This is a genomic window from Halobacillus sp. KGW1, from assembly GCF_001592845.1.
Taxonomy (GTDB): Bacteria; Bacillota; Bacilli; order Bacillales; family Halobacillaceae; genus Halobacillus.
In genome coordinates, this window is the sequence record NZ_LSOC01000002.1 from 233,557 (window position 1) to 258,139 (window position 24,583).

Genomic DNA, 24,583 nt, shown 5'->3' on the forward strand with positions numbered 1-24,583 from the left:
ATGAAGAAGTGGTGGATCGTATTAGTCAGTGTGTTCGTCGTAAGTGGGATCGGGAGCATCGTCTCTTTATTCGTGATTGATGCGGAAGAAGTACAGGCAACAGAGAAGTACGACATATCAGAGCTGAAGAATCTTAAGATGGACGTGACATCGATGGATGTTCATCTCGTTCCTGCAGAGGGAGAGGAACTGACGTTGGTGTATAAGGGCCCTGCTAATAAACGGAATAAAGAGATCTACGCTGTAAAGGAAGGGAAAAGGACGTGGACACTTCAGCAGCTTGACTCCGGACCGTCTGTCAATCTCTCGTTCGGTCTTCAATCAAAAGGACCGGAAGTGGAGATCGCGATTCCTGAAGAACTGTTTGCATCCGTCACGATTAAAAGCGAGTCCGGCGATATCCGGATAGAGTCTCTGAAGGGGAAGGAGGCGGACGTAGATACCGCTTCCGGTGATTTTCAAATGGTAGACAGCGAGTTTTCCACCCTGCACTGGAAAACAGAGAGCGGGGATGTGTCGTTGGAGCAAAATGAGGTAGGTTCGGGTGACTGGAAATCCCAAAGCGGCTCCTTCCGTTTCGAAGAACTGTCAGGGAAAGAGCTGGGTTTATCCACGCATTCCGGCGATGTGATCGTGAAGAAGCCTTCGATTCATGGAACGGCAGACATAAAGACCCACAGTGGGGATGTGGCTTGGGATTACCAAGGAAAGGAACCGAAAAATCTTGAGGTCCAATTCGCATCTCATTCCGGGGACGGCACCGTTCGTCTGGATGACCTCGTTTATGAAGAAAAGGAAGAGCACCGCTTGAAAGGGATGCGTGGAAGCGGTAAGGCGCCTGCTTTAACAGTAGATACGAAGTCGGGGGATTTCATTATCCGCTGACCGTCTCATTTACTTTTTTTGCTTTGAAGCGCCTGTTTCCCGCATCAAGCCCTGAAAAATGATGTCTTTCCACAGCCTGTTAGTCTGGTTCTTAGTATAGGACCGGACTTTTTTTATGTAGAAGAACAGCCGGGAAGTCCCTTATTTTATACAAATTTCGTCATAGAATTCCAAGCTGTGGTACGATAAGATAGAATTTCCATTTCGTGTATGTTACATCATAGATTAGTTGGGGGTTTTTGGTGCAATGGAAAGAAAAAGAATCTATTACATTTCCTCACTGGTATGCTTTTTGATCTGTATCATCGTCTGGATTCCGAATCTGTTCTTCCGGTCGGACAGCCCGCTTTGGATGGCTACCTTCCTGTTCGGACCAATCGGTATTCTCTTTGCCGCGTTTATTGAGAAGTATTGGCTGATGATCGTCAATACCGTCATGCTTTTCAGCTTCTTTTTGTTGATGGCGGTCAACTATTATTTGAATTACATAACGATCGGCCATCCATAAAGGCAGACCCACACGTCTGCATAAGCCGGAGCGTCCGTTTCGTAAGATAGAGGGAGAGGGGAGGATGCTATGAATCATTCATTAGAAGATACACAGCATGATGTGTTTAAAGAGAGATTGGCTCATCTTCGGAGGGAGGGTTACTTGTCCGAAGAAACGTATCGTACGGTCATGGATGCGAGTGTAAAGTACCTGCACGACAGAAGAGTGGAACGCGAGAATAAGGAGGACGTGCGTGTCGATCCCCCTGTACCGGTGCAGGAGAAGCCGTCTCCTGCTGTTAAAAAGCCGGAACCTGTAAGGAAATCAAAGGAAGAGGTCCGCGAGCGGAATATCACGTGGTCGCTCATCCTTGGTGTCGCGCTCCTTCTCATTACCGGGTTGATTGTTGCGACAAGCCAGTGGGACCAGATGGGGGCAGGGATGAAGGTGTTTTCCATCGCGTTCGTTTCTTTGTTCTTCTACAGTCTCAGTTATGGAACGCAGCGGTTCTTGAAGATCGAAAAGACGGCCTTCGCCTTTTTGACGCTCGGAAGTCTGTTGATTCCGATCGCTGTCGTCGCCATCGGGTATTTCGAGCTGTTCGGGAGCTTCCTCTCTTTGACGGGGGAAGGGAGATACCTGCTCGGATTTCTTGGTGCCTTCCTGCCGCTTCCTTTATACGTAAAGCATGCGTTCGATCATCAATCACGTCTGTATGTCTGGATATCGCTCGTCTTTCTTTCGTTGACGGTCGGTTTTGCATTGGGTGCTCTGCCGCTGTCGATAGACGTTTTCTATACGTTTCTAATGGTATTCAATGCAGGGCTGCTGGTGATTTATACGAAATACGGCACGTTTGACAAGTGGCGTCTGTTTACAAAAGAACTGCCTTTATATGCTCAGTTGAATTTGATCCTTTCGACGATGCTGCTTTTATTCTTTTTCGAAAATGAGGTGCTGTACAGCTTTAACCTTCTGCTTACCGCCTGTATTTATATGGCGATGGTATTCGTGTACCGTACGAAGGAATATCAGTTCGTCTTCTCCGTCATGTTCGTGTATGCCGTTTATCAACTCGTCGACCATACACCGCTTCAGGCTGTGGACGGGGTCGTTTACGCCGTCGCTGGAGGAGTTTATCTCGGCTTCGCCTATGCTTTCCGGAATCACGACTTTATTCAGAAGGTGTTCCGTTATACAAGTGCCGTCGTCTCGTTCTGTGCCTTCTTATATATCAGCTACGAGAGTGTTTTACTCAGAGAAGGCGAAAGTTCCTGGATGTTTGCCGCCGCTTATTTAGTCGTGGCAGGCAACTACCTTGTGCTGGCCAATCTGCTTCGTTATCCATTATTCAGCTACATGGCGCCGGTATTCTTCTATGTCGGCTTGTGGCAGGTATGGGAGCAGATCGCGGTCTTCCCACTGTTCCTGGAGCTGTTCCTGACGGCTGTTGTCACCCTCCTCTATGTCGGACTCTGGACGAAACAGCCTTGGCTCCAATCGGTGAAGGAAAGCAGTCTCGTGGTATCGGCAGTCCTTATGGCAGGAACCATCTGCTACAGCTTTTATGAACTTCTATACGGATACAGCGCGTTCCAGCTGTTTGTTGTCGGTTGTCTTGCCTATGTGGTGAAGTGGAAACAGTCGGCAGAATCTGTAGAAAAAGCTGTCGTATGGATCCAGCCGGCCTCCTGGCTTGCGGCCTCTGGTGCCTTGTATTTAAAGGTAATCGAGTGGGTGCCCGGCTATGCCGATACGTTCGGCGTCCCGTTCCACCTGGCTTTGACCGGTGTACTCCTTTGCCTGCTGCATCTTTTCTGGAAGCGGATCGGTGAGAACGGCCTGTCGAAGGCCAGCTTTAACATCGGTCAAGGTGCGTATATCTTCGGTATAATTTTTCTCGGTACGGCCGACGTGGACCGGATGTTCATCGCTCCGCTGATTTTACTTGGCGGCACGGCTATGCTGTACTGGCTCATCCGTTCCACCGGTCAGTCATCGCTTTGGATTGCGGTATCCATCGTCACTTTATTCTTTTACTTTTCATTAGCCGAACCGCTCTCACTAGAGAGCTTTGCGTCTTTACTTATCTTTACTGCGTTCGCCCCTGTAGTGATGGTCGCTCTTGGAGAGTTTGGACGCACGAAGTGGGAAGGGATGCAGCCAAACTTCTATTGGACCGGACACGCCGTCCATCCGCTTGTTATCCTCGCCTGTCTGTTTGATCAGGTCACACCCGAACCGGCGGTCCATCCCATCCTGCTTGTCGTTCCGGCCGCTGTCTATCTTTTCAGTGCATGGAAGGCAGAGAGGGAGTGGGAAATCAAGCTGATGCTGTACTTCGGGATGAGTGTAGTCTTCCTGTTTCTCTTCACACTGGGAAGCTATTATTCTCTGTATGAGGATGTGTTCAGCGGGTATACCTTCATGGTGGCAAGTGCGCTGTTTCTTGGTGCTTGGGCAGTCCTTCCCCTGGTTTGGAAAAGTCGCTTGGAATGGTATTGGATTCCGTTTTCCATCCTCGGTCTCCTGTACTTTACTGTCTTCCGACAGACGTGGGCGCCTTGGGAATTTCTCCTCCCGCTCGCCTATGCGGTTTCTATCCTTTATTTCCTGCACCGGAGAAATTGGAGCATCGTCCGATTTGCGCCGCTTTTGATTTTGGTCGATCTCCTGGAAAACCAGGCGTGGGATCGTGGGGTCAAAATTGTTGTCGTCCTTGGATGTGTAGCTCTGCTTCTTGCTGCAGGGAAGAAATTCCACCGGATGCTCGTGGGTTCTAATTATGAGGTGGACGCGTATTCTTTCTCTGCGCTTGTGTACCTGCTTTTCCTGAACGGTTTGTCGTTCAGTGATGATTCGGTATGGATTCGGATCCTTCCGCTTCTTGCTTTGACGGCATGGCTGTGGGTCAATGCATCCAAATGGATGGGACGGAATGCAGACAGAATTTCTTATACGGCCGGAGCCGGTAGTTTATACGCATCCTACCTGCTTATTCTTCTGGCATACGAGACTTCCATTCCGGACATATTCATGGCGGAGCTTCAAGTGCTTCCGCTCCTTGTCGTACTCGCTCTCATGAGGAAAAAGCTGTGGTCGGATGCACCTGGTGTGATGAACAAAATCCAATTCGCCGCAGTCCTCCTTGTCGCTGCTTATCTCGTTGTTGACGCGATAAAGAGCCATACGATCTGGGATGCATGGATCATCGGAGGTCTTTCCCTTCTGTCGATGGTCGCCGGTATGCAGTTCAAAATCAAATCGTATTTCTTCGTCGGTATGGGCGTTCTTATTTTCAACGTCCTTTATCAAACCAAACCATACTGGGGAAACGTTCCATGGTGGGTGTACCTGCTGATGGCGGGACTTGTCCTGATTGCGGTTGCAAGTTACAATGAATGGCAGAAGCAGCAGGAAGGAAAGGACCGTCCGATTGAGCGGAAGCTGAAAGGTTTGTGGCATGCTCTGAAGAAGTGGAATTGATAGGGAACGTTTACCGGAAGGAATTCGTACATGTAGTAGCGAAACTTACAGGAGGGTTCTTTTTGAAAAAGAAAATAACGTTGGCTGTCATCGTCTTATTCGGGTTACTGGCCGGTCTTCTGCAATCGGACACACCGACAGAGAGTGTCGTTTGGCTGATTGCCGGAGCCTTCGGGCTTTTGGGAGCCTTGACGCTCGGCACTAGTTATAAGGAACTGTTCAAAAGGGACGAATAGGAAGTAGAGAGCATATCCCTCGGATGATATGCTCTCTTTCTTCATACATAATGGTTACAGCTTCCAGATATGAAGGCCGGGAATAAGGGTCTCATCTCATGGGAGGAGGTTGGAGATGGAAATAGCTTTGATTCGACATGGGAAATCGGCATGGGTAAACAATGAACCCATCACCGGGGAGGAGTTCAACGATTGGGTTAAAGGTTATGATGCAGCTGGAGTAGTCGCGGAGAAGGAATATGACTTCTTTCTCGTAAGGAAAGTATCCGGTTCTGCATGCCTCTTCACCAGTCACCGGGCACGTGCCATTGAATCGGCAAAGCATCTGAAGGCCCGGGGAACGATTATTCAAGATCCGCTTTTTGATGAAGTGGATCTCCCGGAAATCGAGGGTCCGACGTGGCGGCAGCCTCCGAAGTGGTGGCTTGTCGCCTTGAGAATCCTCTGGAGATTCGGATATACGAACAATTGCGAATCGATTGATTACGCCCGTGCGAGGGCACACAAAGCTGCGGAAGTCCTGAGTGAGGCAGCAGCAGAGCATGGAGATACGGTGCTTGTAGGACACGGTATTTTCAACCGGTTGATTGCAAGGGAACTGCGCCGGGACGGCTGGTCCGGAAAAAGGAAGGCGAGTACGGAGCATTGGAGCTGCACGATTTATACGAAAGAGGAGAGCGGGTAACAGAGCAGGGAACGCTCGCTTCGTCCTGAATAAGGAGGCATCTCGATGGTGTTGAAACGATTGGATACAGTATGTCTGATGGTGAAAGATATCGAACGGGCAGGTTGCTGGTACGAGAAATCTCTTGATCTTAAAGAAGTTTTCCGAGGGAACGGATACCGTGTCTTGGCTCCGGAGGCCGGAGGGGTGCCAATTACGCTGGAGGAAGGAGTTCCGGAGAGTGGAGGAAGTTATCCTATCTTCTTTGTTGAGGATGCAGAACAGGTCCATGACGCGTTGAAGCAGCGTGGAGTGAAAACAAGTGCGGTTCAAACAGATAAGGACAATCGCTTTTTCGACTTCTGGGATCCTGACGGCAATCGGATGCAGGTTTGTTATTACATAGAATGATAGTAGTTGGAAGGGGGCTTGAATCGATGGGGAATATTATTAAGCGATTGATCGACGCGGGTTACCGTGTGACGAATGTTACCAAGAAATCAACGGAACTGGAACATGGACCGAGTGGGAAGTATCTCTACCTATTACCGAACAAAACGATAACCGTCGTTCTGGATCCGTTGACTGTCGAAGCGGACAAGGAATTGGAGAGAGCTTCCGCGGGCATGAATCATAACACGTCCTTCAAGCAGTTCCCGGTCCGTGATAACGGAGGGGCGGGGCCGATTACGTATGGCTATGCTTTTCGGTTCTCATCCGCAGAAGAGGCTTTTACTTTTATACAGTACGCATTAACAGTGCCTACGGAGAAAATTTAAGCAGAAAGAAGGTCTGTCTGTGAAAGAAAATATGACTTTTGCCTGGATCGCTTCCTGGTTTGCATTGGTCGGTCAGCTGTTGTTCTTCCTTATTGTTTCGTTACTTACAGGGAACTGGATGTACGCTATGTGGAGTTTTGTTGTAAGTATGGCCGCAGGAGTACCGAGTATGATCCGGACGTGGCAGCGCAGTAAGGTAATAAAAGCAGGGAAGGAAAACGCGTCCGATCCTATATCCTGACGCTTCAACCAATAGAAAGAGATCAGCCGGAATGGCTGATCTCTTGTTTTATTTATTCGAAAAGGGAGCGGATTTCGTCTTCGATTTTTTCACTGACTGCTCCGGTTCCTCCGAAAATCCGGAAGAAAGTTGTCTCATTTGCTTCAAAATAGGATTTTACGCTCGGGGCGAGCTGCTTTTTCGGTGTCAGCAGCACCGGCTCGCCAAACGTATAGACAGATCCTGTGAGGGCATCTGCGAAATCTGCGCCTGTTGCGATCTGGACGAATTGGTTATCCATCTCGAACGTCTCTGCAACTGCAACGGATGTTTCATAACGGTCGGACCCAGCAATCCGTTGCGCATCCGGAAGCTTCTTAAATACGCCTGCGCTGATGGCTCCCCTGCCGCCGACTGCGAAACTATGCTCATACTGCTTCAGCTGTTTTTCTGTCGCTTTCGGCAGGGAATTTTTTTCTGTCAAAAGGATCGGCAGGCCGTAAGTTGCTGCAACCGGAGCAGCAGATAAGGCGTCGGGGAAGTTACGTCCGTAGGTAACGATGGCAGCGTCGGAAGGCGGAAGCAGCTCGGCGATGGCGGCTGCTGTTTCAAACCGGTCCGTTCCGCTTACCCGTTCTACTTCCAGACCAAGATTCTTCTTCAAATAGTTCTCCACATCTTTGGATACAGCACCAGTACCTCCGAGTATGGTCACCCGTTCCGTATCCAGCGTTTCCAGTGCGTATTCCGTCACTTGTGGCAGCTTTCCTTTCTTTGTCAGAAGAATCGGGGCATCCATCCAGGATGCCAGCGGTGCACCCGCGAGGGCATCAGGATAATCTGTGCCTGTAGCAAGGACGACATCTGCCGCCGGATAGCCACCGGTTTTACGAATAGCGATCTTAGCTGCTGTTTTGTAACGATCGGCTCCGGAAATACGTTCGATTTCTGCCTGCGGTACATACACATAAGCGGTCACGCCGTATTCTTCCCCGTTATCCAGATTTGCCAGGTCGGAAGCCTCGATATAATAGGTGCCGGGGTGGACCGTGTAGAAAGCGCCGAATCCATACTCATCTATATCCTCGAACTCCGCTTCGATTCTGTTTCCATCGGCATCATAGAGGACGCCGTTCAGCTCCATTTCCGTTCCATCTTCCAAGGTCGAAAATACACCGGTAGATAACTCCACCGGGCGGTCGCCGATGACTTCGATCTTATACATATCTTTGTCGGAATCGGTCAACGTGCCGATAATGAAGCTGTCGATCTCGAGGGATTGAGCCTGCTCGAATGTGTCATTCGGCTCTTCTTCATAGGTGATGGACCAGTCTTCTTCGGCTGCGAGCTGCACTTTGTGCTCCTTACTTTCCTGATATGCCTTCCACATTTCCGGCGTTTCTTTTTCAAATGCTGCGGCAGGGGTAGCAAGGACGGTGGCTGCGATCAAAATGGATGACGCGATGCTGAAAGTCTTTTTCATTCGTTTCATGTTCTCCTCTACTGGAAAAAATTTATAATACTAAGAGGATTATAGCGGATGCATGTCTATGAAGCTATCGCTATTTTTGTAGAAGTTTGTAGAATGAAGGGTTTTGTTTTTGAGAAACTATTCCTCTACGTATTCCAGCAGGTCACCGGGCTGGCAGTCGAGTGCCTTACACAGCGCGTCAAGCGTCGTGAAGCGGACAGCTTTCGCTTTTTCATTTTTCAAGATTGACAGGTTGGCGGGAGTGATCCCGACCTTTTTCGAGAGTTCGTTCAGCGACATTTTTCTTTTTGCCATCATGACATCCAATTGAATTCGTATCATAGTAAACCGCCTTATATCGTTTTCTTATTCTCTTCGACTGCGCGGACGGCTGTCTTCAATGCGGAGGCGATGATCAAAAGCACGATGCCCCCGAAAAGCATATCCAAGTGATAGAGGCTGGTGAATTCGATTGAGCCGTTCCGGACATCAAGCGCCGTAATGGCTGCAGAAGAAAGCCGGGAATCCATATATCCAAATGCTGTTCCAAGAATGGAAACGGTAAGGCCGAAGCGGAACAATACCGTAACGTTTGACTCCGTGAATAATCCGGCATGATGAATGTTTTTCAACAACTGGTGAAGGAACCATAAAAATAAAAGGGCAAAGACCGTCATCGTCGCTTCTGATGCAAAAGACAGCCAGCGGAAAGAAGGTTCCGTATAGACAACGGGTGTGGTGTCGAAGTGCAGTTCGAAATAAGTATAAAGCGGATCGAATGCGCCGAGTGAAGCGGTGAAGGCGCTGTTTGGGTACCATATGTAGCCGATATTGGAGGCAAGCATGAAGATACTGAGCAGACACACCAAATAAAAAAGCATCAAAGCAGCTACCGACCCTATTTTATATAACGGGTTCATAGTTTGGGAAATCCCCTTTCAACGTGTAGTAGAGCTCTAGTAACTATACCAAAATTTATTTAATTCAACAATTATTTATTGTTTATCGATAAAAATATATTGCTTTATTTAAATCATTCCATTAAATTGAAATCAGGAAGAATAAAGGAAGGGGGAGAGTGGAAGGGATGAAAACAGAAAACAGAGTCTCGGAAAAAGCGGTTAAATTAGCCGTCCTAACAGAAGCGCTGGCAACCTTTGCCGTGCTCGGTATCCTTGCTGTGCTGCTGTATGTGGATCATGTGTACGGTTGGGCGGACTGGATCGGATGGATGCTTTGGAGTATCCTCCTCTTTGTCTTTCTTTCCCTGCCGGTGTCCATCTATCATACCCGGTTATTGTACAGAAATTGGGAATATGGTTGGAATGAGGAATTTCTGCATATGCGAAAGGGCGGTCTCAGGCAGAAGCTGTGTCAAATCCCAATGAGTAAAATCGTATATGTTCAGATGGATCAAGGGCTGCTTCAGAAGAAGGACGATTTGTGGACAGTCAAGGTACGGACGCTCACTTCCGTTCATGACATTCCTTACCTCAGCAGGGCACATGCGGAAGAACTGAAGGAGAAAGCGGCGCGGTTCGGAAGCGTGAAGGAGGCGGGTGACTATTAAAGCACAGCGGGAGCATCCAACGGTTTTCGTGTTTGATTTTTTGCAACTCCTTGTAAATGGTCTGTTTTTCTATGTCCTCCTGTTTTGGATTAAGGGAGACAGCGTGGGATGGTTTTTTGAGTATGCGAGGTATGTCTACATAGGTGGAATCACCGTAAGCCCATTGTATCTTTTCTTCCGCTGGTGGGGGACAAAGTTTTCGTTGGGAGAAGGGTATATAGAGTGGCAGAGGGGGTTGGTTAGAAGAAATAAGGAGACGCTCCCATACGACAGCATCACCGGGGTGGAGAGAAAATCTCCATTTCTGTATCAGCTTTTCGGGAGGACGATGCTTCAATTAAGATCGTCACAGGAAGGGGAATCAGAATGGGTTTTCCGCTCCCTGACGCTCGAGGAAGCGGACCGATTGGAAGCTCTGTTTCAATACGGGTGGAACGTGGAGCGAAAAGAGGAGGAGAAAACGTCTGCCGTCAAGGATCATCCTCCGGCCGCAGAAGAGTGGAAAGCAGCAAATCCGGGCAGGGTTGTACATTTCCAGGCAGGGAAGAAGGATGTGATGATGGCGTCTTTCACTTCCTTAAGCTTCGTTTTTTTTATCCCCTTTCTTCTTTCGCTTTTTTCGAAGTTTTTTGATATGAACTGGATGGATGTATGGAACTGGATACATGAGGATCTTACACCGTTTCAAGTATCTGCGTTCATTATCGGCTGTATGATTGGGTCGGCGGTGTTCGGAATCTTCCGCACGTATAAAAAGTATGGAAATTATAGAATCGCGTCAGATGAAAGGCATCTTTACATAACAAGAGGAAGCGTAGAAGAGAAGACGATTTCTTTTTCCAAAGCTTCCGTTCAGGCTGTCATTATCCGGCAGGGGTTATGGAAGCGAATGACTCGAACAATGAAAGTGACGTTCATTCTTGCAAATACAGGGGAAGAGGAGGAGGGAGACCGTGCTTCCCTTTTTCCGTACTTACCGGAACGGCAGGCGAGGGGAATACTCTTTCATCTACTTCCCGAATATGCGGTGAAACCGAAGATGAGAAAGCCTGTGATGAGGATGACTGCGGCTTTCTGTTTCATTGTCGGGGTACTGTTGATTTTCTTATCCTGGGTGCTTTTCTCGATAGATTTACCTTTATACGCTGCGGGACCGTTCGGTCTCTGCGTAATTTTATTCTGGACTTTCCTTCATCATTATCCTGTAAACGTGGGGTGGGAGGAGGATGTGATCGAAATCCGGAGCGGCGTTTTCCAAAACCGGACGTATTTGACGAAAGCCGGCAGGATTACGGAGGTCTGTTCAACAAGCTGGCCGTGGCAGCGGGCCGCCGGCACAGCAACGATTCAGATCAGAAATCGGTCGAAACATGGGAAGACGGTGAATATGAAGGACCTGCGGAGAAGGGATGCCGCCGCTCTTCAACACTGGTACAGCCGCCGAAAGCAGTATGTCATCTATGAGCACACACAACCCCCGTTTGAAAGAGGTATAGGAGAAGAAATCTAATAAAGCACGAGGCCGGGGCCTCGTGCTTTTAGTTTGTTTGTGTATTTTTCTTTTTGCGTGCTTTTTCTTTTTCAATCTGTTTACTTCGCAGCTGTCCGCAGGCAGCGTCGATGTCGGTGCCGTGCTCGGTTCGAACACCACAGTTGATGCCGCGGTCCATCAGTGTTTGGTAGAACGTAAGGATGGCATCCTTCTCGCTCCGGTCATACGGATGGTCGGCCACCGGATTGTAAGGAATCAGGTTGACGTAGGAGAGGTGACGCTTGTCCCTCAGCAGTGCTGCCAACTGTTCTGCTTCTTTCTTGTGATCGTTGACGTCTTTCAACAAAATGTACTCGAAGGTAATTCTGCGGTTCGTCTTTTCCAAATAGTAATCAATCGCAGGCATCAGCTTCTCCAGAGGATAAGCCTTATTGATCTTCATAATTTTCGTACGCAGCTCGTTATTTGGAGCATGGATGGAAAGCGCCAGGTTGATCTGGATGCCTTCATCAGCGAAATCATAGATCTTCGGTGCAATGCCGCTTGTCGATACCGTGATATGACGCGCACCGATACATAATCCCTTCTTGTCATTAACGACTTTTAGGAAGTCGATCAAGTTATCGTAGTTATCGAACGGTTCGCCGATTCCCATGACGACGATGTGGCTTACGCGCTCGTCTTTGCCCTTCTTGTCCAAATATTGTTGGACCTGCATGATCTGCTCCACGATTTCTCCACTGGAGAGGTCACGGTTTTTACTTAGAATTCCACTCGCGCAGAAGGAACAGCCGATGTTGCAGCCGACCTGTGTGGTCACACAAACGGATAACCCGTAATTAAATCGCATCAATACCGTCTCAATAACATTGCCGTCTGCCAGTTTAAACAAGAACTTAACCGTTCCATCCTTCGATTCCTGCATGATTTCCTCTGTCAGCGTTTCAATCGTAAAGTGTTCATCAAGCAGATCAATGAGGGATTGGTTGACGTTCTTCATTTGGGAGAATTCGGTCACACGCTTCTGGTACAGCCAGTCCCATACTTGCTTTGAGCGAAACTTCTTCTCGCCATGTTCCGTAATCCAGTCCGTCAGTTGTTCAAATGTCAATCCGTATATGGATCGTTTCATAAATACGCTCCTCTGTATAAAAAATCACTATTCCCATCATAATCGATTTGATACCGGTGCACAACCCGCAAGTAAGTGTTGGAACTATTGCGACAATAGGCCGGATTATTGGAGAAGTTACCAAAAGCTGTGACCATCGATTCAGTTTTCCGAGATGTGGTTTGTCCCCGGAAAAAAGGGGAACCTTCCTGTTACATCTAGCTTTAGCAGGGAGGAAGACCGATGTTTACATGGAATGATGTTCCGATGTTCATTATAAATTTCTTTTTGATACTGCCTTTGGTTACGCTGATTCACCAGGCAGGGCATGTGTTGGTTGCAAGGCTGTTTGGAGGAAAGATCAGTTTCTGCATTGGTACCGGGAAAAAGTGGTTCTGTTTAGGGCCGCTGGAAGTGCGGAGGATGTACTTCATGGAGGGATGGTGCCAATATGAGAAGCTGCGCTATAACAAAAAATGGGCGCACGTTGCTATTTATTTGGCAGGCAGCAGCTTCAACCTGATCATCATCCTGATTTTGAATGCCTGCATCATCAGCGGAGTGCTGCCTGTCGATCTATTTTTCTATCAGTTCACCTATTTCTCTGTGTACTTTATTTTCTTTTCCCTCTTTCCTTATCGGACCGGAGACGGGAAACCGAGTGACGGAATGGCGATTTATGATGTCATCCGCTACGGAAAAGCAGCGGACCCGATCGATTGATTCATTCGCCGGCATCGATGAGTAACGTCTTTGTGAGAAATCCGCCCATCACTTTCCGACGATGCTGTCTGATGTGCTCCAGCTCTTCAATGGAGGCGCCGTGTGTATAGGATAACGCATGGACAACCTCTAGGATATCCGCCAGCGCCGTCAAAGCATGGCGGTTTTCTTCTGTTTGATGGTAAGCATCGACTTCCTCTTTCAGGCGGTTTCTTAGAAGATGTTCATATTCCTCTGTTTCCAATGTCCTCGTCCGGAAAGATTTCCCCTCGCTTTCCAGCTGATTCGGAACGTAGTCTCTTACTAACCGTTGATGTTTCACCAATGACCCACTCTCCTTTCCATTATATCCATCCTTATCCTTTTTCTTTGAGGAGAAAACACTTATTTTCGCACATGTATGGAAACGGGAAGAAATAAATGGAAGGAAATAGTCGTGAATAAGAGGAATATTCGATAAAGGTGTAGAATTAATTTCTATATCCCATACATTCTAGGAGTTGATACGAATGCTTCTCCCATATTTATCCCATGGTACAGGTGGAAAGAGGTACGTGCTGATCGACCGCTTGAAGTATTACGGGTACACGGAAGACCCTTTAGGCAAACGGACGGAAGAAATGACGCTCCCGGAGCTTGAACAAACATTCATCAACTTGGAATATAAAAGAGAAAAAGCGTGGAAAACGTAAAGAAACAGCCGTGGAAAAGGATCCACGGCTGTTTTTCGTCTGCGCCGGAGGTGTGCAGTGATGACATACATGGTGGCTCCGTCGCTATCGATAGTATTATCGTTATTTCAATATAATATACAAAAATAATCATCTCCCTGAACCAAACAATGATATAATCCCCGTAAATATGTAGTTTATAATCGTTTGATATGTTATTTGATTCTAAGTAAATCACTATAAAAATAATATTAATATTGTATTTTTATCCAAAAATTACTACTAAGGGGTGGTTTTTTACCCTTGAGGAGTAGTGGGAAAGTATTAGTCCGAATGATACATTGTAATTAAGAGGAAAACTGAAGAAAGCGGGGGTAGTCATGAAGAAAATCCAGTCGTTCGTGATGACGGAAGAGGAAATGAGAACGCTATCGAACAGCTTGGAATACGCATGGAAAAATGACAACACGCTTGACCAACTGGAAAGGCAAAAAGTGAAAATACTGCTTCGGGATCTTCAGTCCCAGCTTCCGGCGGAACCTTGCGCCATCTCCAATACGCTGACCTACAGCGAACACAAAATCTTCACCCTCCTGCTCAAAGGTGTGACGAACATAGAAATCGCCAAAACACTATACATATCAGCCAATACAGTAAAGAGCCACACCAAAAACATCTATAATAAGCTCGGTGTGGAAAACCGGGTGGACCTTATCATTAAATATAAAAACGTCGAAGGTCTTTAAGCGCACCAAACGGCTCTGGTGTTGCTCTGGTTTATTTTAAGGGAGGTAATCGGATGATTTATGTCGTCCTGTACGCCGTCTTGTTGAATGCCGGTCTCTTAATCAGCCTCATGGTATTCGTCCATAAGTTCAAGAAGAAAGACGGCATCATCGATTCATTGAAAAAGGAGAAGAAAAATTGGGAGAAACAGATCAAAGAGGCGAAAAAGGTCACGGTCGATCCGAACTCCTACAATGTTGATGTGACAAAAACAGACTGCCAGGTGACGATTTCCCAAATTGATAATGTAAAGTATAACAATCTCGTCGACAAATATTTTCGCGGGGCCGTCAGTAATATCACAACATCGAGTTTAACGTTTACAAGTCCCATCAGTCTTCCTATTCAGGAAGGGATTTTTATTCAAACCGTTTTTACACTTAATGGAGAATCTTTTGATGTAAAGGCTAAACTCATGAAGAAGCAGGAAGACCTGACTACAGGGACAAATATCTACTGGGCCAAGTTCACGCTGATCTCGGTCAAGGACCAGGAACGACTGCGTGCGGTTATGTATCGGAAAGAAATCGAAACGCGTAAATACATTTAATTTTGATGGAGAACCAGAAGGTGGTGAATACTTCTGGCTCCATTTTTTTATGCAATGGAAAGATGCTTCTACTTAGAACAGAACCACTTAAAACGGGTAGAGGTAGTTCTGTCCATCAGCATCAGCACTTATAGAAAGACGCTCCAACAATGATCAAAAGGATGAACAATACAACGATCAATACGAAAGTGCTACCTCCGCCATAACCGTAACCGCCGTATCCACAGCCGCCATACCAGCCCATAACTTTCACCACCTTTTCTTTTCCTATGTGACAAAATATGTCGCAGAGGGCGTATGTGGAAGGGCGGATGACTATTTATAGAAAAAGTAGCCGGAAGAACAGGGGCAACCCCCTCTATGCCCTGTATATTTGGAAGGGTATTTCCAGTTGGTTTTTTTACGTCTCCAGCCTGGGCTGTCCTTGGGAAAAGAAGATAAAAAAGAAAAAAAGAAAGCCTGTGTTGGAACGATCAGGACAGTCACAGCAACAATGAAAGCGCTTTTAGCATAATCGGAATAATGGAACTGTTCAGAAAATTTACTCAAAACCTGTTGACCTTCTTTCGAAATCGGTTTAAAGTAGTCCTCAATCAACCACATCGATTATCTTCGATCGGCCGGTTGGTTCATGTGGAAAGACCCGAATGGGACCCTTATAAAGGTAAACAGGAATGACCTTTTAGGGTCCATATTTTCAAAGTGAATCTTTTACGATTTCAAACATTAAACTATAAAAGAAAGGAGTGCTGAGAATGAGCAGCCAGTGGATTTATTTGAGCGGCCAGTATGTGAAAAAGGAAGAGGCCGTCGTTTCCGTCTACGATCACGGTTTCTTATATGGAGATGGGGTGTTCGAAGGTATTCGAGTCTATGAAGGCAACATTTTCAAACTCGATGACCACCTGAATCGACTCTACGATTCAGCTAAATCGATCCTGCTTGATGTCCCATATGAAAAGGAGGAACTGGCGGAGATTATCGCGGAGACGGTCCGCCGCAATGAACTGGAAACAGCTTACATCCGTGTCGTCCTCTCCAGAGGATCCGGCAACCTGGGCTTAGACCCGCGGAGCTGTTCCAATCCCCGATTGGTTGTCATTGCTGAAGCACTCGCTTTGTTCCCGAAAGAACTATATGAACGCGGGGTAAGGCTCGCGTCGGTCGCCAGTCGGAGAAACCGACCGGACGTCCTTCCGCCGCAAGTGAAATCATTGAACTATTTGAATAATATCCTCGTTAAGATGGAAGCGAACCAAATGGGTGTGGATGAAGCTCTGATGCTTAACGATCAAGGATATGTTACCGAAGGATCCGCAGACAATATCTTTATCGTCAAAAACGGCAAAATCCTCACACCTCCTACGTATTTGGGAGCGCTCGAAGGGATCACCCGCAACGCGATCATGGATCTTGCCGAGGAGAAGGGCTATGAGATCAAAGAGCAACCGTTCACAAGACACGATGTGTATGTGGCTGATGAAGTATTCCTGACTGGAACTGCAGCAGAAGTCATCGCCGTGGTGGAAGTCGATCAAAGGAAAATCGGCGATGGTTCTCCAGGCGTAGTCACCAATCACCTGCTTTCGGAGTTCAGGAAAGTAACGACGACAGATGGATACAAAGTGTACAGCAGTGACAAAGCGCACGTAAGCTAACGTTCGTTGACAATTGAATGATGACGAATACGTCGATAGGAATAAAGGAATAAGAATTTGTATTCCCAGAGAGCCGGGGTTGCTGGAAGCCCGGAAATACAACTTATTCTGACATCGTCCTTGAGTGTCCATGCTGAACAGAATCTCAGTAGGCAGGACCAGGTGTTTCACCGCACCTGTTATCAAAAGGAATCCATACCCGGATTCCATGAGGTGGAGCTTTCGGGCTTCATAAATGAGGGTGGTACCGTGGAAAACATAGAGACCTTTTCACCCCTCACTTTCTGATATCACTTGCCGTGGTGTCGGAATCTGAGGAGGGAGAAGGTCTCTTTTTTATTCGACTATCGAAATAAATTGGAAGAAGCATAAGCTTTTAAGCATAAATGCAGGAGGGATGTAAATGAAGGCACAAGCAAGCGTGGAGGAGCAGACCATGACGAAAACAGGTGCTGATTTGCTCGTCGAAGCTTTGGTGGAGGAAGGCGTTGATACATTATTCGGATATCCAGGTGGAGCTGTCTTACCGATTTACGATGCCATCTACCGCGCCGAGGGGAGCTTCGATCACGTGCTCCCCAGGCACGAGCAGGGCGCAATCCACGCAGCGGAAGGGTATGCACGTGTTTCTGGACGGGCGGGAGTCGTCATCGGCACGTCCGGACCGGGAGCGACGAACCTCGTGACGGGAATAGCCGATGCCATGATGGATTCCATTCCTCTCGTCATTTTCACAGGGCAGGTAGCGAAAGGGGTCATCGGTACCGATGCCTTCCAGGAATCGGACATCATGGGGATCACAACGCCTATTACGAAGCACAATTATCAAATTCAGGAAATTGAAGAGCTTCCGCGAGTGGTGAAAGAAGCATTCCATATCGCGACGACCGGCCGTCCGGGCCCTGTTGTTGTCGATATCCCGAAGGACATCAGCTCGACGGTTCACCATAAGAAGATCGATAATGATTTCCATCTTCCGGGATACCAGCCGACGGTCAAACCGAACCCGCTGCAGATCAACAAGCTGCACGAGGCGCTGGTTAAGGCAGAGAAGCCGGTCGTGCTTGCAGGTTCCGGAGTCATTCATGCACAGGCATCGGAGGAATTGATCAAATTCGTCAGAAATTATCAGCTTCCTGTGACGACAACGCTCCTCGGGCTCGGAAGTTACCCCGGCAGTGATGATCTGTCGATGGGGATGGCGGGCATGCATGGAACGTATGCAGCGAACATGGCTTTGTACGAATGCGACCTTCTTATTAATATAGGTTCCCGCTTCGATGACCGTTTAACCGGTAATCTCAAGCACTTTGCCCCGCATGCGACCGTCGCCCATATCGATATCGATCCGGCGGAAATCGGAAAGAACATCCCGACGCACATTCCGATCGTATCGGACGCCAAGGCAGCGCTTGAATCTCTGAATGATAAACCGGTGGAAGGCCTTCATCATGAAGGCTGGATGGACGGTATCACTCGAAATAAAACGGACTTTCCGTTATGGCACGACCTTCCGGAAGAAGATATCGTTCCCCAATGGCTGCTTCAGAAAGTCTACGAATACACGGAAGGAAATGCGGTGGTGACGACGGATGTCGGCCAACACCAAATGTGGGCGGCGCAGTATTACGCGTTCGATAAACCGAATCGCTGGGTAACATCCGGAGGACTCGGAACAATGGGATTCGGTTTCCCGGCAGCCATCGGAGCTCAGCTGGCCGATCGGGAATCAACCTGTATCGCTGTTGTCGGTGACGGAGGATTCCAGATGACGCTTCAGGAACTATCCGTCCTGCAGGAGCGCAGGCTGCCTGTCAAAGTGCTGATCGTCAACAACCAGGCGCTCGGTATGGTGAGACAGTGGCAGGAGAAATTTTACGAAGAGCGTTACTCGGAATCTATCATCGATACCCAGCCGGATTTCGTTAAGCTTGCAGAAAGTTATCAGATCCCCGGGTACAAAATTGAGACGCAGAGTCAGCTCGAGGAAGTTCTTCCAAGAATACTGAAAGACGACCAGCCTGCCGTCATCGACTGCCGCGTTCTGCAGAAGGAGAACGTCTATCCGATGATCGCACCAGGCAAAGGACTACACGAAATGATTGGGGTGAAACGATGAAGCGGATTGTCACAGCCACCGTCCATAACCGAAGTGGTGTATTGAACCGGGTGACCGGGCTGCTTGCCAAAAGGCAGTTCAATATTGAAAGCATTTCCGTCGGGCGGACGGAAACAGAAGGCGTATCCAAGATGACCTTCGTCGTCGAAGTAGAGGATGAGCGGAAGCTGGAGCAGCTCACCAAACAGCTTCATAAGCAGATCGATGTTCTGAAAGTATCAGACATTACAGACAAAGCCATCGTCGCCCGCGAGCTTGCGATGGTGAAGGTGATCAGCAATCCGCAGATCCGCAGTGAAATTCAAGGGATCATCGAACCATTCCGGGCTTCGATCATCGATGTCAGCAAAGAAAGCATCACCGTTCAGGTGACCGGTAAATCGGATAAAGTCGATGCACTGATCGACCTCCTCCGCCCATACGGCATCAAGGAATTAGCAAGAACTGGACTTACCGCTTTCACTCGCGGCCATCAGCCGCAGGTGACGGAAATAAAATCTTATTCACTACTAAAATAATAAAACGAGAAGGGATGAATGAATAATGGCACATGTTTACTATCACAACGATATCAATGATGAGGTACTAAAAAATAAGAAGGTAGCTGTCATCGGCTACGGATCTCAAGGTCATGCCCACGCACGTAACTTGAAAGACAGCGGTTTTGACGTTGTCGTCGGTCTTCGTAAAGGAAAGTCTTGGGATCAGGCTGTGGAAGATGGAGTCGATGTGAAGCCTGTCGCTGATGCGGTGGAAGGAGCAGACCTTGTCATGATCCTGCTTCCGGACGAATATCAGCCGAAAGTGTATGAAGAGCACATCAAACCGAATTTGAAAGCCGGAGCAGCCCTTGCTTTCGCCCACGGTTTCAACGTCCACTTCAACCAAATCGTACCGCCTTCCGACGTTGACGTTTTCTTAGTCGCTCCTAAGGGCCCGGGTCACCTTGTCCGCCGTACATTTGAAGAAGGTGCCGGAGTACCTGCTTTGATCGGAGTCGAGCAGGACGTGAGTGGAGAAGCGAAAGAAATTGCTCTTGCCTATGCTAAAGGAATCGGCGGCGGTCGTGCCGGCGTATTGGAAACATCGTTCCAGGAAGAAACGGAAACAGATTTGTTCGGGGAACAGGCTGTGCTGTGCGGGGGACTTACAAGCCTTGTGAAAGCAGGATTTGAAACGTTGACAGAAGCCGGTTACCAGCCGGAAGTTGCCTACTTCGAGTGTCTGCATGAGCTGAAGCTTATCGTTGATCTTATGTACGAAGGCGGACTGGAAGGCATGCGCTATTCCATCTCCGATACAGCTCAGTGGGGCGATTTCGTTTCCGGACCACGCGTTGTTGATGAAACGACGAAAGCTCGCATGAAAGAAGTATTGACGGATATCCAGACTGGTAAATTTGCAAAAGGCTGGATCCTAGAGAATCAGGTCAACCGTCCGGAATTCACAGCTATCGAAAACCGTGAAAACAATCATCAAATCGAGAAGGTGGGTAGAGAGCTCCGTGCGTTAATGCCTTTCGTTAAGAAGTCACAATCTAAAGAAAAGGATGTGGTCGCACATGGCTCGCGTTAAGGTTTTCGATACGACGCTTAGGGATGGAGAACAGTCCCCGGGTGTCAACTTGAACCGTTTGGAGAAGCTGGAAATCGCCAAGCAGTTGGAACGTCTGGGTGTGGATATCATGGAAGCAGGTTTCCCTGCTTCCTCCCAGGCGGACTTTGATTCAGTCAAAGAGATTGCTGATACGATCCGCGGTTGTTCGGTCACCGGACTTGCAAGAGCGAATAAAAAGGATATTGATATCGCGTGGGAAGCCTTAAAAGGAGGCGCGGAGCCCCGTCTTCACGTTTTCATCGCGACATCCCCGATTCATATGACACACAAGTTGAAAAAGACGCCGGATGAAGTCGTCGAGAAAGCGGTGGAAATGGTCGCTTATGCGAAGGAGAGATTTCCGCATGTCCAGTTCTCCGCAGAGGATGCTTTACGGTCCGATCGTGATTTCCTCGTCCATATCATCGAGAAAGTGATCGATGCCGGGGCGAGCGTCATCAACCTTCCGGATACGGTCGGTTATACGACCCCGGATGAAATCGGCAGCCTGTTCCGCTACGTACAGGAAAACGTTCCGAATATAAGTCAAGCAGTCTTGTCCACGCACAACCATGACGACCTTGGTATGGCCGTCAGTAATTCCCTGGCAGCCATCGAAAACGGAGCCCGCCAAATTGAAGGGACGATCAACGGAATCGGGGAACGGGCCGGCAACGCCGCTCTGGAAGAAATCGCCGTCGCTCTTCAGATCAGGAAAGATCGTTTTGATTTGGAGACAGGTCTTGTATTGAAGGAGATCAAGCGTACGAGTGAACTTGTCAGCCGTTTGACAGGGATGATGGTTCCCGGGAACAAGGCGGTTGTCGGACGTAACGCCTTCGCGCATGAGTCCGGCATCCACCAGGACGGTATGCTGAAGGAGTCCTCCACTTATGAAATTATTACACCGGAAATGGTCGGTGTGGAAGCAACAAACATGGTGCTTGGTAAACACTCCGGCCGCCACGCTTTTAAACAAAAGGCAGAAGAGCTCGGCTTTGAGTTGAATGAAACGAAGCTACAGGAAGCGTTCGAATCGTTCAAGACGTTGACAGGCAAGAAGAAAGAGGTCACGGATGCGGATTTGTTTGCGATTCTGATCGATACGCAGACAGAGCATGCGGACCAGCCGAAATACGAACTGAAGGCATTCCAAGTCCAATACGGCAGCATCAATCGTCCGACTGCTACGGTTCTCCTGACGACGCCGGAAGGTAAGGAAGTGGAGAAGGCAAACACGGGAGAAGGAAGTGTCGAAGCGATTTATAATACGCTCGACGATCTGATCGAAGCGGACGTACATCTCGAGGACTACCAGCTCAGCTCTGTCGGAAGAGGTCGGGATGCTCTTGCAGAGGTCCACGTCCAAGTATCCGTCGACGGGGTGACGGCATCCGGACGCGGCTCGGCGCAGGATGTGCTGGAAGCATCTGCTCATGCTTTCTTGAACGCAGTGAACCGAACACTTTACCAGCGGAAACGTTCTGCTGATTATGAACAAATCCAAGTATGAACAAAGGGGGATGGACATGGAGAAACATATCGTGCTACTACCGGGAGACGGCATCGGTCCTGAAGTGACGAAGGCGGCAAAAAACGTACTGGAAGCCATCGCAGACCGATACCAGCATTCCTTCACATTTGAAAGTCATGACATCGGAGGTACAGCAATCGATCAACATGGAACGCCGCTGCCGGATGATACCGTTAAGGCGGCAAAAAAAGCGGACGCTGTGTTCTTAGGCGCCGTCGGGGGTCCGAAATGGGATAAGCTCCCTGGACATCTGCGGCCGGAGAAAGGCCTGCTCGGCATCCGTAAGCAGCTTGGGCTGTTTGCGAATCTACGCCCGGTCAAAGCGTTCCAACAGTTGCTCCATGCATCGCCGTTGAAAGAAGAAGTGGTGAAAGAAAGCGATCTTCTGATTGTCCGGGAACTGACGGGAGGCCTTTACTTCGGCCAGCCGAGCGAGCGCCGCAACGACGGGAAAGAAGTGGTCGATACCCTTGCCTATGAACGCAGGGAAATCGAACGAATTGTAGATCAGGCTTTCCAAAGTGCCCGCGTGCGGAAGAAGCGCGTCACTTCTGTGGATAAAGCGAACGTCCTCGAGTCGAGCCGCATGTGGCGCGAAGTCGTGGAGGAGAAGAAAGCGGAATATCCGGACGTGACGGTCGAGCATATGCTCGTCGATGCGGCAGCAATGAAGCTTGTGACCAATCCGGCATACTTCGACGTCCTTGTGACAGAGAACATGTTCGGAGATATCCTGAGTGACGAAGCTTCCGTATTGACTGGTTCCCTCGGCATGCTTCCATCCGCAAGCCTCAATGAAAAAGGGGTCGGCCTTTACGAGCCGGTCCACGGCTCCGCGCCTGATATCGCCGGCCAGGATAAAGCGAATCCGCTGGCAAGTATTTTGTCCGTCGCCATGATGCTGAAGCACTCCTTCGGTATGGAGGAAGAGGCGGAGCAGGTAGAGACAGCCGTTCAGGAAGTGCTTGGAGAGGGGTATCATACACAGGATATCCATTTGTTAAAAGGAAAACAGGTGAGCGGCAGTGAATTGGCTGCCAAAGTCGTCGATCAAATCCGTGCCAGTGATACGACGGAAAATATTATGCGCTGTTATGTATAAACAGGAAGAAGGGAGCGGAACGGAATGAGTCAACCAAAAACAATCATTGAAAAAATTTGGAATCAGCATGTCGTCCACGAAGAAGAAGGGAAACCGAGCCTCCTCTATATCGACTTGCATTTGATTCATGAGGTGACCTCTCCCCAGGCGTTCGAAGGGCTGCGTATGAGCGGGAGAAAGGTGCGCCGCCCGGATCGTACTTTTGCGACGATGGACCACAACGTTCCAACGGTCCATCGTAATGTCATCAAAGATGCGGTATCGAAGAAACAGATGGAGACTCTTGAAGCGAACTGTAAGGAATTCGGTGTCCGCCTGGCGGACATCCATCATCCGGATCAAGGGATCGTCCACGTCATCGGCCCGGAACTTGGATTGACACAGCCCGGGAAAACGATCGTCTGTGGAGACAGCCATACATCAACACACGGGGCTTTCGGAGCTCTTGCTTTCGGTATCGGTACCAGTGAGGTGGAGCACGTCCTTGCAACCCAGTCTCTCTGGCAGGCCAGTCCGAAAACACTTCAGGTGAAGGTGGAAGGAAGACTTGGAACCGGGGTAACAGCGAAGGACTTGATTCTCGCCATCATCGGAAAATACGGCGTTCGTTTTGGTACTGGTCATGTCATCGAATACACCGGCGAAGCCGTTCGCAATTTGACGATGGAAGAGCGGATGACCGTCTGCAACATGTCGATTGAAGCTGGTGCCCGGGCAGGTTTGATCAGCCCGGATGCAACGACGATCGATTACCTGCGGGGTAAGCGTTACGTACCGGCTGGAGAAGACTTCGAGGAAGCGGCAGAGCAGTGGCTGTCCCTTGCTTCTGATGAGGGTGCGACTTACGACCAGACGCTGACGATTCATGCCGATGAAATCGAACCACAGGTAACATGGGGCACAAACCCGTCACAATGTGTACCTGTCGGTGGAAGCGTTCCGGATCCGGAGAAAGTGACGGAGGACCGCGACGGCATCGAGCGTGCGATCGATTACATGGGTCTGGAACCGAACCAGGCCATTGAATCGATTCCGGTCCAGCATGTGTTTATCGGATCCTGTACTAACTCCCGATTAAGTGACCTAAGAAGAGCAGCAGAAATCATCCGTGGCGGCAAAGTCCACGAAGGAGTTCGTGCACTCGTAGTACCTGGATCGAAATCGGTCAAGGAGGCGGCAGAGCAAGAAGGCCTTGATACGATCTTCCTGACGGCCGGCTTTGAATGGCGCGATGCCGGATGCAGCATGTGTCTGGCGATGAACGACGATATCGTCCCGCCGGGTGAGCGTTGTGCATCCACTTCGAACCGTAACTTTGAAGGGCGTCAGGGTAACGGAGCGAGAACTCACCTGGTCAGTCCGGAAATGGCGGCAGCCGCGGCTCTTGAAGGACATTTCGTCGACGTCAGAAAATATGCCAGTGCCGTAGGAGGTTGAGCA

At 48.8% G+C, this 24,583-nt stretch carries 27 protein-coding genes; 21 read left to right on the forward strand and 6 right to left on the reverse strand.

What is annotated here, in order from left to right:
- The 8 genes from AXG56_RS01785 (at nt 1) to AXG56_RS01820 (ending at nt 6,781) form a co-directional block, all read left to right on the forward strand.
- Complete coding sequence (locus tag AXG56_RS01785; RefSeq protein ID WP_062512956.1) at nt 1–885, forward strand: DUF4097 family beta strand repeat-containing protein; 885 nt, start codon at nt 1–3, stop codon at nt 883–885.
- A gap of 247 nt (nt 886–1,132) precedes the next feature.
- Entirely contained in the window at nt 1,133–1,393 is a 261-nt protein-coding gene (locus tag AXG56_RS01790; protein WP_008636549.1) for a hypothetical protein, read from the forward strand.
- Between the two features lie 69 nt (nt 1,394–1,462).
- Complete coding sequence (locus AXG56_RS01795; RefSeq protein ID WP_062512957.1) at nt 1,463–4,861, forward strand: hypothetical protein; 3,399 nt, start codon at nt 1,463–1,465, stop codon at nt 4,859–4,861.
- Nucleotides 4,862–4,923: 62 nt separating this feature from the next.
- The gene (locus AXG56_RS19355; protein ID WP_161484891.1) at nt 4,924–5,097 is read left to right on the forward strand and encodes a hypothetical protein; all 174 of its coding nucleotides are present in this window, start codon (nt 4,924–4,926) and stop codon (nt 5,095–5,097) included.
- 115 nt (nt 5,098–5,212) lie between these two features.
- Nucleotides 5,213–5,782 carry a histidine phosphatase family protein gene (locus AXG56_RS01805; protein WP_062512958.1) on the forward strand — a complete coding sequence of 190 codons (570 nt, stop codon included), beginning with the start codon at nt 5,213–5,215 and terminating at the stop codon, nt 5,780–5,782.
- 45 nt (nt 5,783–5,827) lie between these two features.
- A complete protein-coding gene (locus AXG56_RS01810) occupies nt 5,828–6,172 on the forward strand; it encodes a VOC family protein (RefSeq protein ID WP_062512960.1) in 345 nt (114 codons plus the stop codon).
- A gap of 26 nt (nt 6,173–6,198) precedes the next feature.
- A complete protein-coding gene (locus tag AXG56_RS01815) occupies nt 6,199–6,540 on the forward strand; it encodes a hypothetical protein (RefSeq protein ID WP_062512962.1) in 342 nt (113 codons plus the stop codon).
- Between the two features lie 19 nt (nt 6,541–6,559).
- Nucleotides 6,560–6,781, forward strand: a complete 222-nt coding sequence (locus AXG56_RS01820) for a hypothetical protein (RefSeq protein ID WP_008636543.1) — start codon at nt 6,560–6,562, stop codon at nt 6,779–6,781.
- A gap of 52 nt (nt 6,782–6,833) precedes the next feature.
- Here AXG56_RS01820 and AXG56_RS01825 read toward each other — a convergent pair whose 3' ends face one another.
- The 3 genes from AXG56_RS01825 to AXG56_RS01835 form a co-directional block, all read right to left on the reverse strand.
- A complete protein-coding gene (locus AXG56_RS01825) occupies nt 6,834–8,252 on the reverse strand; it encodes a cell wall-binding repeat-containing protein (RefSeq protein WP_081594808.1) in 1,419 nt (472 codons plus the stop codon).
- Nucleotides 8,253–8,369: 117 nt separating this feature from the next.
- Nucleotides 8,370–8,573 carry a helix-turn-helix transcriptional regulator gene (locus AXG56_RS01830; RefSeq protein ID WP_008636523.1) on the reverse strand — a complete coding sequence of 68 codons (204 nt, stop codon included), beginning with the start codon at nt 8,571–8,573 and terminating at the stop codon, nt 8,370–8,372.
- 11 nt (nt 8,574–8,584) lie between these two features.
- Nucleotides 8,585–9,151, reverse strand: coding sequence for a DUF2975 domain-containing protein (locus AXG56_RS01835; RefSeq protein ID WP_062512964.1), 567 nt, complete (start codon nt 9,149–9,151; stop codon nt 8,585–8,587).
- Nucleotides 9,152–9,318: 167 nt separating this feature from the next.
- On the opposite strand from AXG56_RS01835, the gene AXG56_RS01840 reads away from it, so the two are divergent.
- Complete coding sequence (locus AXG56_RS01840; RefSeq protein ID WP_153017399.1) at nt 9,319–9,801, forward strand: PH domain-containing protein; 483 nt, start codon at nt 9,319–9,321, stop codon at nt 9,799–9,801.
- Complete coding sequence (locus tag AXG56_RS01845; RefSeq protein WP_062512968.1) at nt 9,791–11,311, forward strand: PH domain-containing protein; 1,521 nt, start codon at nt 9,791–9,793, stop codon at nt 11,309–11,311. The genes AXG56_RS01840 and AXG56_RS01845 overlap by 11 nt, the downstream gene beginning before the upstream one ends.
- A 28-nt stretch (nt 11,312–11,339) precedes the next feature.
- On the opposite strand, the gene rlmN is transcribed toward AXG56_RS01845, so the two are convergent.
- A complete protein-coding gene (rlmN, locus tag AXG56_RS01850; protein WP_062512970.1) occupies nt 11,340–12,425 on the reverse strand; it encodes a 23S rRNA (adenine(2503)-C(2))-methyltransferase RlmN in 1,086 nt (361 codons plus the stop codon).
- Between the two features lie 222 nt (nt 12,426–12,647).
- On the opposite strand from rlmN, the gene AXG56_RS01855 reads away from it, so the two are divergent.
- Complete coding sequence (locus AXG56_RS01855; protein ID WP_008636517.1) at nt 12,648–13,127, forward strand: site-2 protease family protein; 480 nt, start codon at nt 12,648–12,650, stop codon at nt 13,125–13,127.
- 1 nt (nt 13,128) lies between these two features.
- Here the strand turns inward: AXG56_RS01855 and AXG56_RS01860 are convergent, their stop codons facing one another.
- On the reverse strand, nt 13,129–13,452 hold the full coding sequence (locus AXG56_RS01860; protein ID WP_035388459.1) for a nucleoside triphosphate pyrophosphohydrolase: 324 nt from the start codon (nt 13,450–13,452) through the stop codon (nt 13,129–13,131).
- A 184-nt stretch (nt 13,453–13,636) separates the two neighbouring features.
- Between AXG56_RS01860 and AXG56_RS01865 the strand changes: the two genes are divergently transcribed.
- From AXG56_RS01865 to AXG56_RS01875, 3 genes are all read left to right on the forward strand, one after another.
- On the forward strand, nt 13,637–13,819 hold the full coding sequence (locus AXG56_RS01865) for a hypothetical protein (protein ID WP_062512972.1): 183 nt from the start codon (nt 13,637–13,639) through the stop codon (nt 13,817–13,819).
- A gap of 359 nt (nt 13,820–14,178) precedes the next feature.
- Complete coding sequence (locus AXG56_RS01870; protein WP_051348956.1) at nt 14,179–14,544, forward strand: response regulator transcription factor; 366 nt, start codon at nt 14,179–14,181, stop codon at nt 14,542–14,544.
- 53 nt (nt 14,545–14,597) lie between these two features.
- Nucleotides 14,598–15,134: a hypothetical protein gene (locus AXG56_RS01875; protein ID WP_062512974.1), complete on the forward strand. Its 537-nt coding sequence runs from the start codon at nt 14,598–14,600 to the stop codon at nt 15,132–15,134.
- A 121-nt stretch (nt 15,135–15,255) separates the two neighbouring features.
- Here the strand turns inward: AXG56_RS01875 and AXG56_RS01880 are convergent, their stop codons facing one another.
- Complete coding sequence (locus tag AXG56_RS01880; protein WP_008636509.1) at nt 15,256–15,378, reverse strand: YjcZ family sporulation protein; 123 nt, start codon at nt 15,376–15,378, stop codon at nt 15,256–15,258.
- A 511-nt stretch (nt 15,379–15,889) separates the two neighbouring features.
- Here AXG56_RS01880 and ilvE point away from each other — a divergent pair.
- The 7 genes from ilvE to leuC all read left to right on the forward strand — a co-directional run bounded on the left by ilvE (nt 15,890) and on the right by leuC (nt 24,580).
- Complete coding sequence (ilvE, locus tag AXG56_RS01885) at nt 15,890–16,792, forward strand: branched-chain-amino-acid transaminase (protein WP_008636505.1); 903 nt, start codon at nt 15,890–15,892, stop codon at nt 16,790–16,792.
- 403 nt (nt 16,793–17,195) lie between these two features.
- A complete protein-coding gene (ilvB, locus tag AXG56_RS01895; RefSeq protein WP_008636503.1) occupies nt 17,196–18,911 on the forward strand; it encodes a biosynthetic-type acetolactate synthase large subunit in 1,716 nt (571 codons plus the stop codon).
- The gene (ilvN, locus tag AXG56_RS01900; RefSeq protein ID WP_008636501.1) at nt 18,908–19,429 is read left to right on the forward strand and encodes an acetolactate synthase small subunit; all 522 of its coding nucleotides are present in this window, start codon (nt 18,908–18,910) and stop codon (nt 19,427–19,429) included. Before ilvB ends, ilvN begins: the two co-directional genes overlap by 4 nt.
- A 25-nt stretch (nt 19,430–19,454) precedes the next feature.
- Nucleotides 19,455–20,486, forward strand: a complete 1,032-nt coding sequence (gene ilvC, locus AXG56_RS01905) for a ketol-acid reductoisomerase (protein WP_008636499.1) — start codon at nt 19,455–19,457, stop codon at nt 20,484–20,486.
- The gene (locus tag AXG56_RS01910; RefSeq protein WP_008636497.1) at nt 20,473–22,020 is read left to right on the forward strand and encodes a 2-isopropylmalate synthase; all 1,548 of its coding nucleotides are present in this window, start codon (nt 20,473–20,475) and stop codon (nt 22,018–22,020) included. The genes ilvC and AXG56_RS01910 overlap by 14 nt, the downstream gene beginning before the upstream one ends.
- A gap of 16 nt (nt 22,021–22,036) precedes the next feature.
- Nucleotides 22,037–23,143: a 3-isopropylmalate dehydrogenase gene (gene leuB / locus AXG56_RS01915; RefSeq protein WP_062512976.1), complete on the forward strand. Its 1,107-nt coding sequence runs from the start codon at nt 22,037–22,039 to the stop codon at nt 23,141–23,143.
- A 24-nt stretch (nt 23,144–23,167) separates the two neighbouring features.
- Nucleotides 23,168–24,580 carry a 3-isopropylmalate dehydratase large subunit gene (gene leuC, locus AXG56_RS01920; protein WP_026578407.1) on the forward strand — a complete coding sequence of 471 codons (1,413 nt, stop codon included), beginning with the start codon at nt 23,168–23,170 and terminating at the stop codon, nt 24,578–24,580.
- The last annotated feature ends 3 nt before the right edge of the window (nt 24,581–24,583 follow it).

Coding starts and splice junctions, on each gene's coding strand:
- AXG56_RS01785 (WP_062512956.1), top strand. CDS start 1: ATGAAGAAGTGGTGGATCGTATTAGTCAGTGTGTTCGTCGTAAGTGGG.
- AXG56_RS01790 (WP_008636549.1), top strand. CDS start 1,133: ATGGAAAGAAAAAGAATCTATTACATTTCCTCACTGGTATGCTTTTTG.
- AXG56_RS01795 (WP_062512957.1), top strand. CDS start 1,463: ATGAATCATTCATTAGAAGATACACAGCATGATGTGTTTAAAGAGAGA.
- AXG56_RS01805 (WP_062512958.1), top strand. CDS start 5,213: ATGGAAATAGCTTTGATTCGACATGGGAAATCGGCATGGGTAAACAAT.
- AXG56_RS01810 (WP_062512960.1), top strand. CDS start 5,828: ATGGTGTTGAAACGATTGGATACAGTATGTCTGATGGTGAAAGATATC.
- AXG56_RS01815 (WP_062512962.1), top strand. CDS start 6,199: ATGGGGAATATTATTAAGCGATTGATCGACGCGGGTTACCGTGTGACG.
- AXG56_RS01825 (WP_081594808.1), bottom strand. CDS start 8,252: ATGAAACGAATGAAAAAGACTTTCAGCATCGCGTCATCCATTTTGATC.
- AXG56_RS01830 (WP_008636523.1), bottom strand. CDS start 8,573: ATGATACGAATTCAATTGGATGTCATGATGGCAAAAAGAAAAATGTCG.
- AXG56_RS01835 (WP_062512964.1), bottom strand. CDS start 9,151: ATGAACCCGTTATATAAAATAGGGTCGGTAGCTGCTTTGATGCTTTTT.
- AXG56_RS01840 (WP_153017399.1), top strand. CDS start 9,319: ATGAAAACAGAAAACAGAGTCTCGGAAAAAGCGGTTAAATTAGCCGTC.
- rlmN (WP_062512970.1), bottom strand. CDS start 12,425: ATGAAACGATCCATATACGGATTGACATTTGAACAACTGACGGACTGG.
- AXG56_RS01855 (WP_008636517.1), top strand. CDS start 12,648: ATGTTTACATGGAATGATGTTCCGATGTTCATTATAAATTTCTTTTTG.
- AXG56_RS01865 (WP_062512972.1), top strand. CDS start 13,637: ATGCTTCTCCCATATTTATCCCATGGTACAGGTGGAAAGAGGTACGTG.
- AXG56_RS01870 (WP_051348956.1), top strand. CDS start 14,179: ATGAAGAAAATCCAGTCGTTCGTGATGACGGAAGAGGAAATGAGAACG.
- AXG56_RS01875 (WP_062512974.1), top strand. CDS start 14,598: ATGATTTATGTCGTCCTGTACGCCGTCTTGTTGAATGCCGGTCTCTTA.
- AXG56_RS01880 (WP_008636509.1), bottom strand. CDS start 15,378: ATGGGCTGGTATGGCGGCTGTGGATACGGCGGTTACGGTTATGGCGGA.
- ilvE (WP_008636505.1), top strand. CDS start 15,890: ATGAGCAGCCAGTGGATTTATTTGAGCGGCCAGTATGTGAAAAAGGAA.
- ilvB (WP_008636503.1), top strand. CDS start 17,196: ATGAAGGCACAAGCAAGCGTGGAGGAGCAGACCATGACGAAAACAGGT.
- ilvN (WP_008636501.1), top strand. CDS start 18,908: ATGAAGCGGATTGTCACAGCCACCGTCCATAACCGAAGTGGTGTATTG.
- ilvC (WP_008636499.1), top strand. CDS start 19,455: ATGGCACATGTTTACTATCACAACGATATCAATGATGAGGTACTAAAA.
- AXG56_RS01910 (WP_008636497.1), top strand. CDS start 20,473: ATGGCTCGCGTTAAGGTTTTCGATACGACGCTTAGGGATGGAGAACAG.
- leuB (WP_062512976.1), top strand. CDS start 22,037: ATGGAGAAACATATCGTGCTACTACCGGGAGACGGCATCGGTCCTGAA.
- leuC (WP_026578407.1), top strand. CDS start 23,168: ATGAGTCAACCAAAAACAATCATTGAAAAAATTTGGAATCAGCATGTC.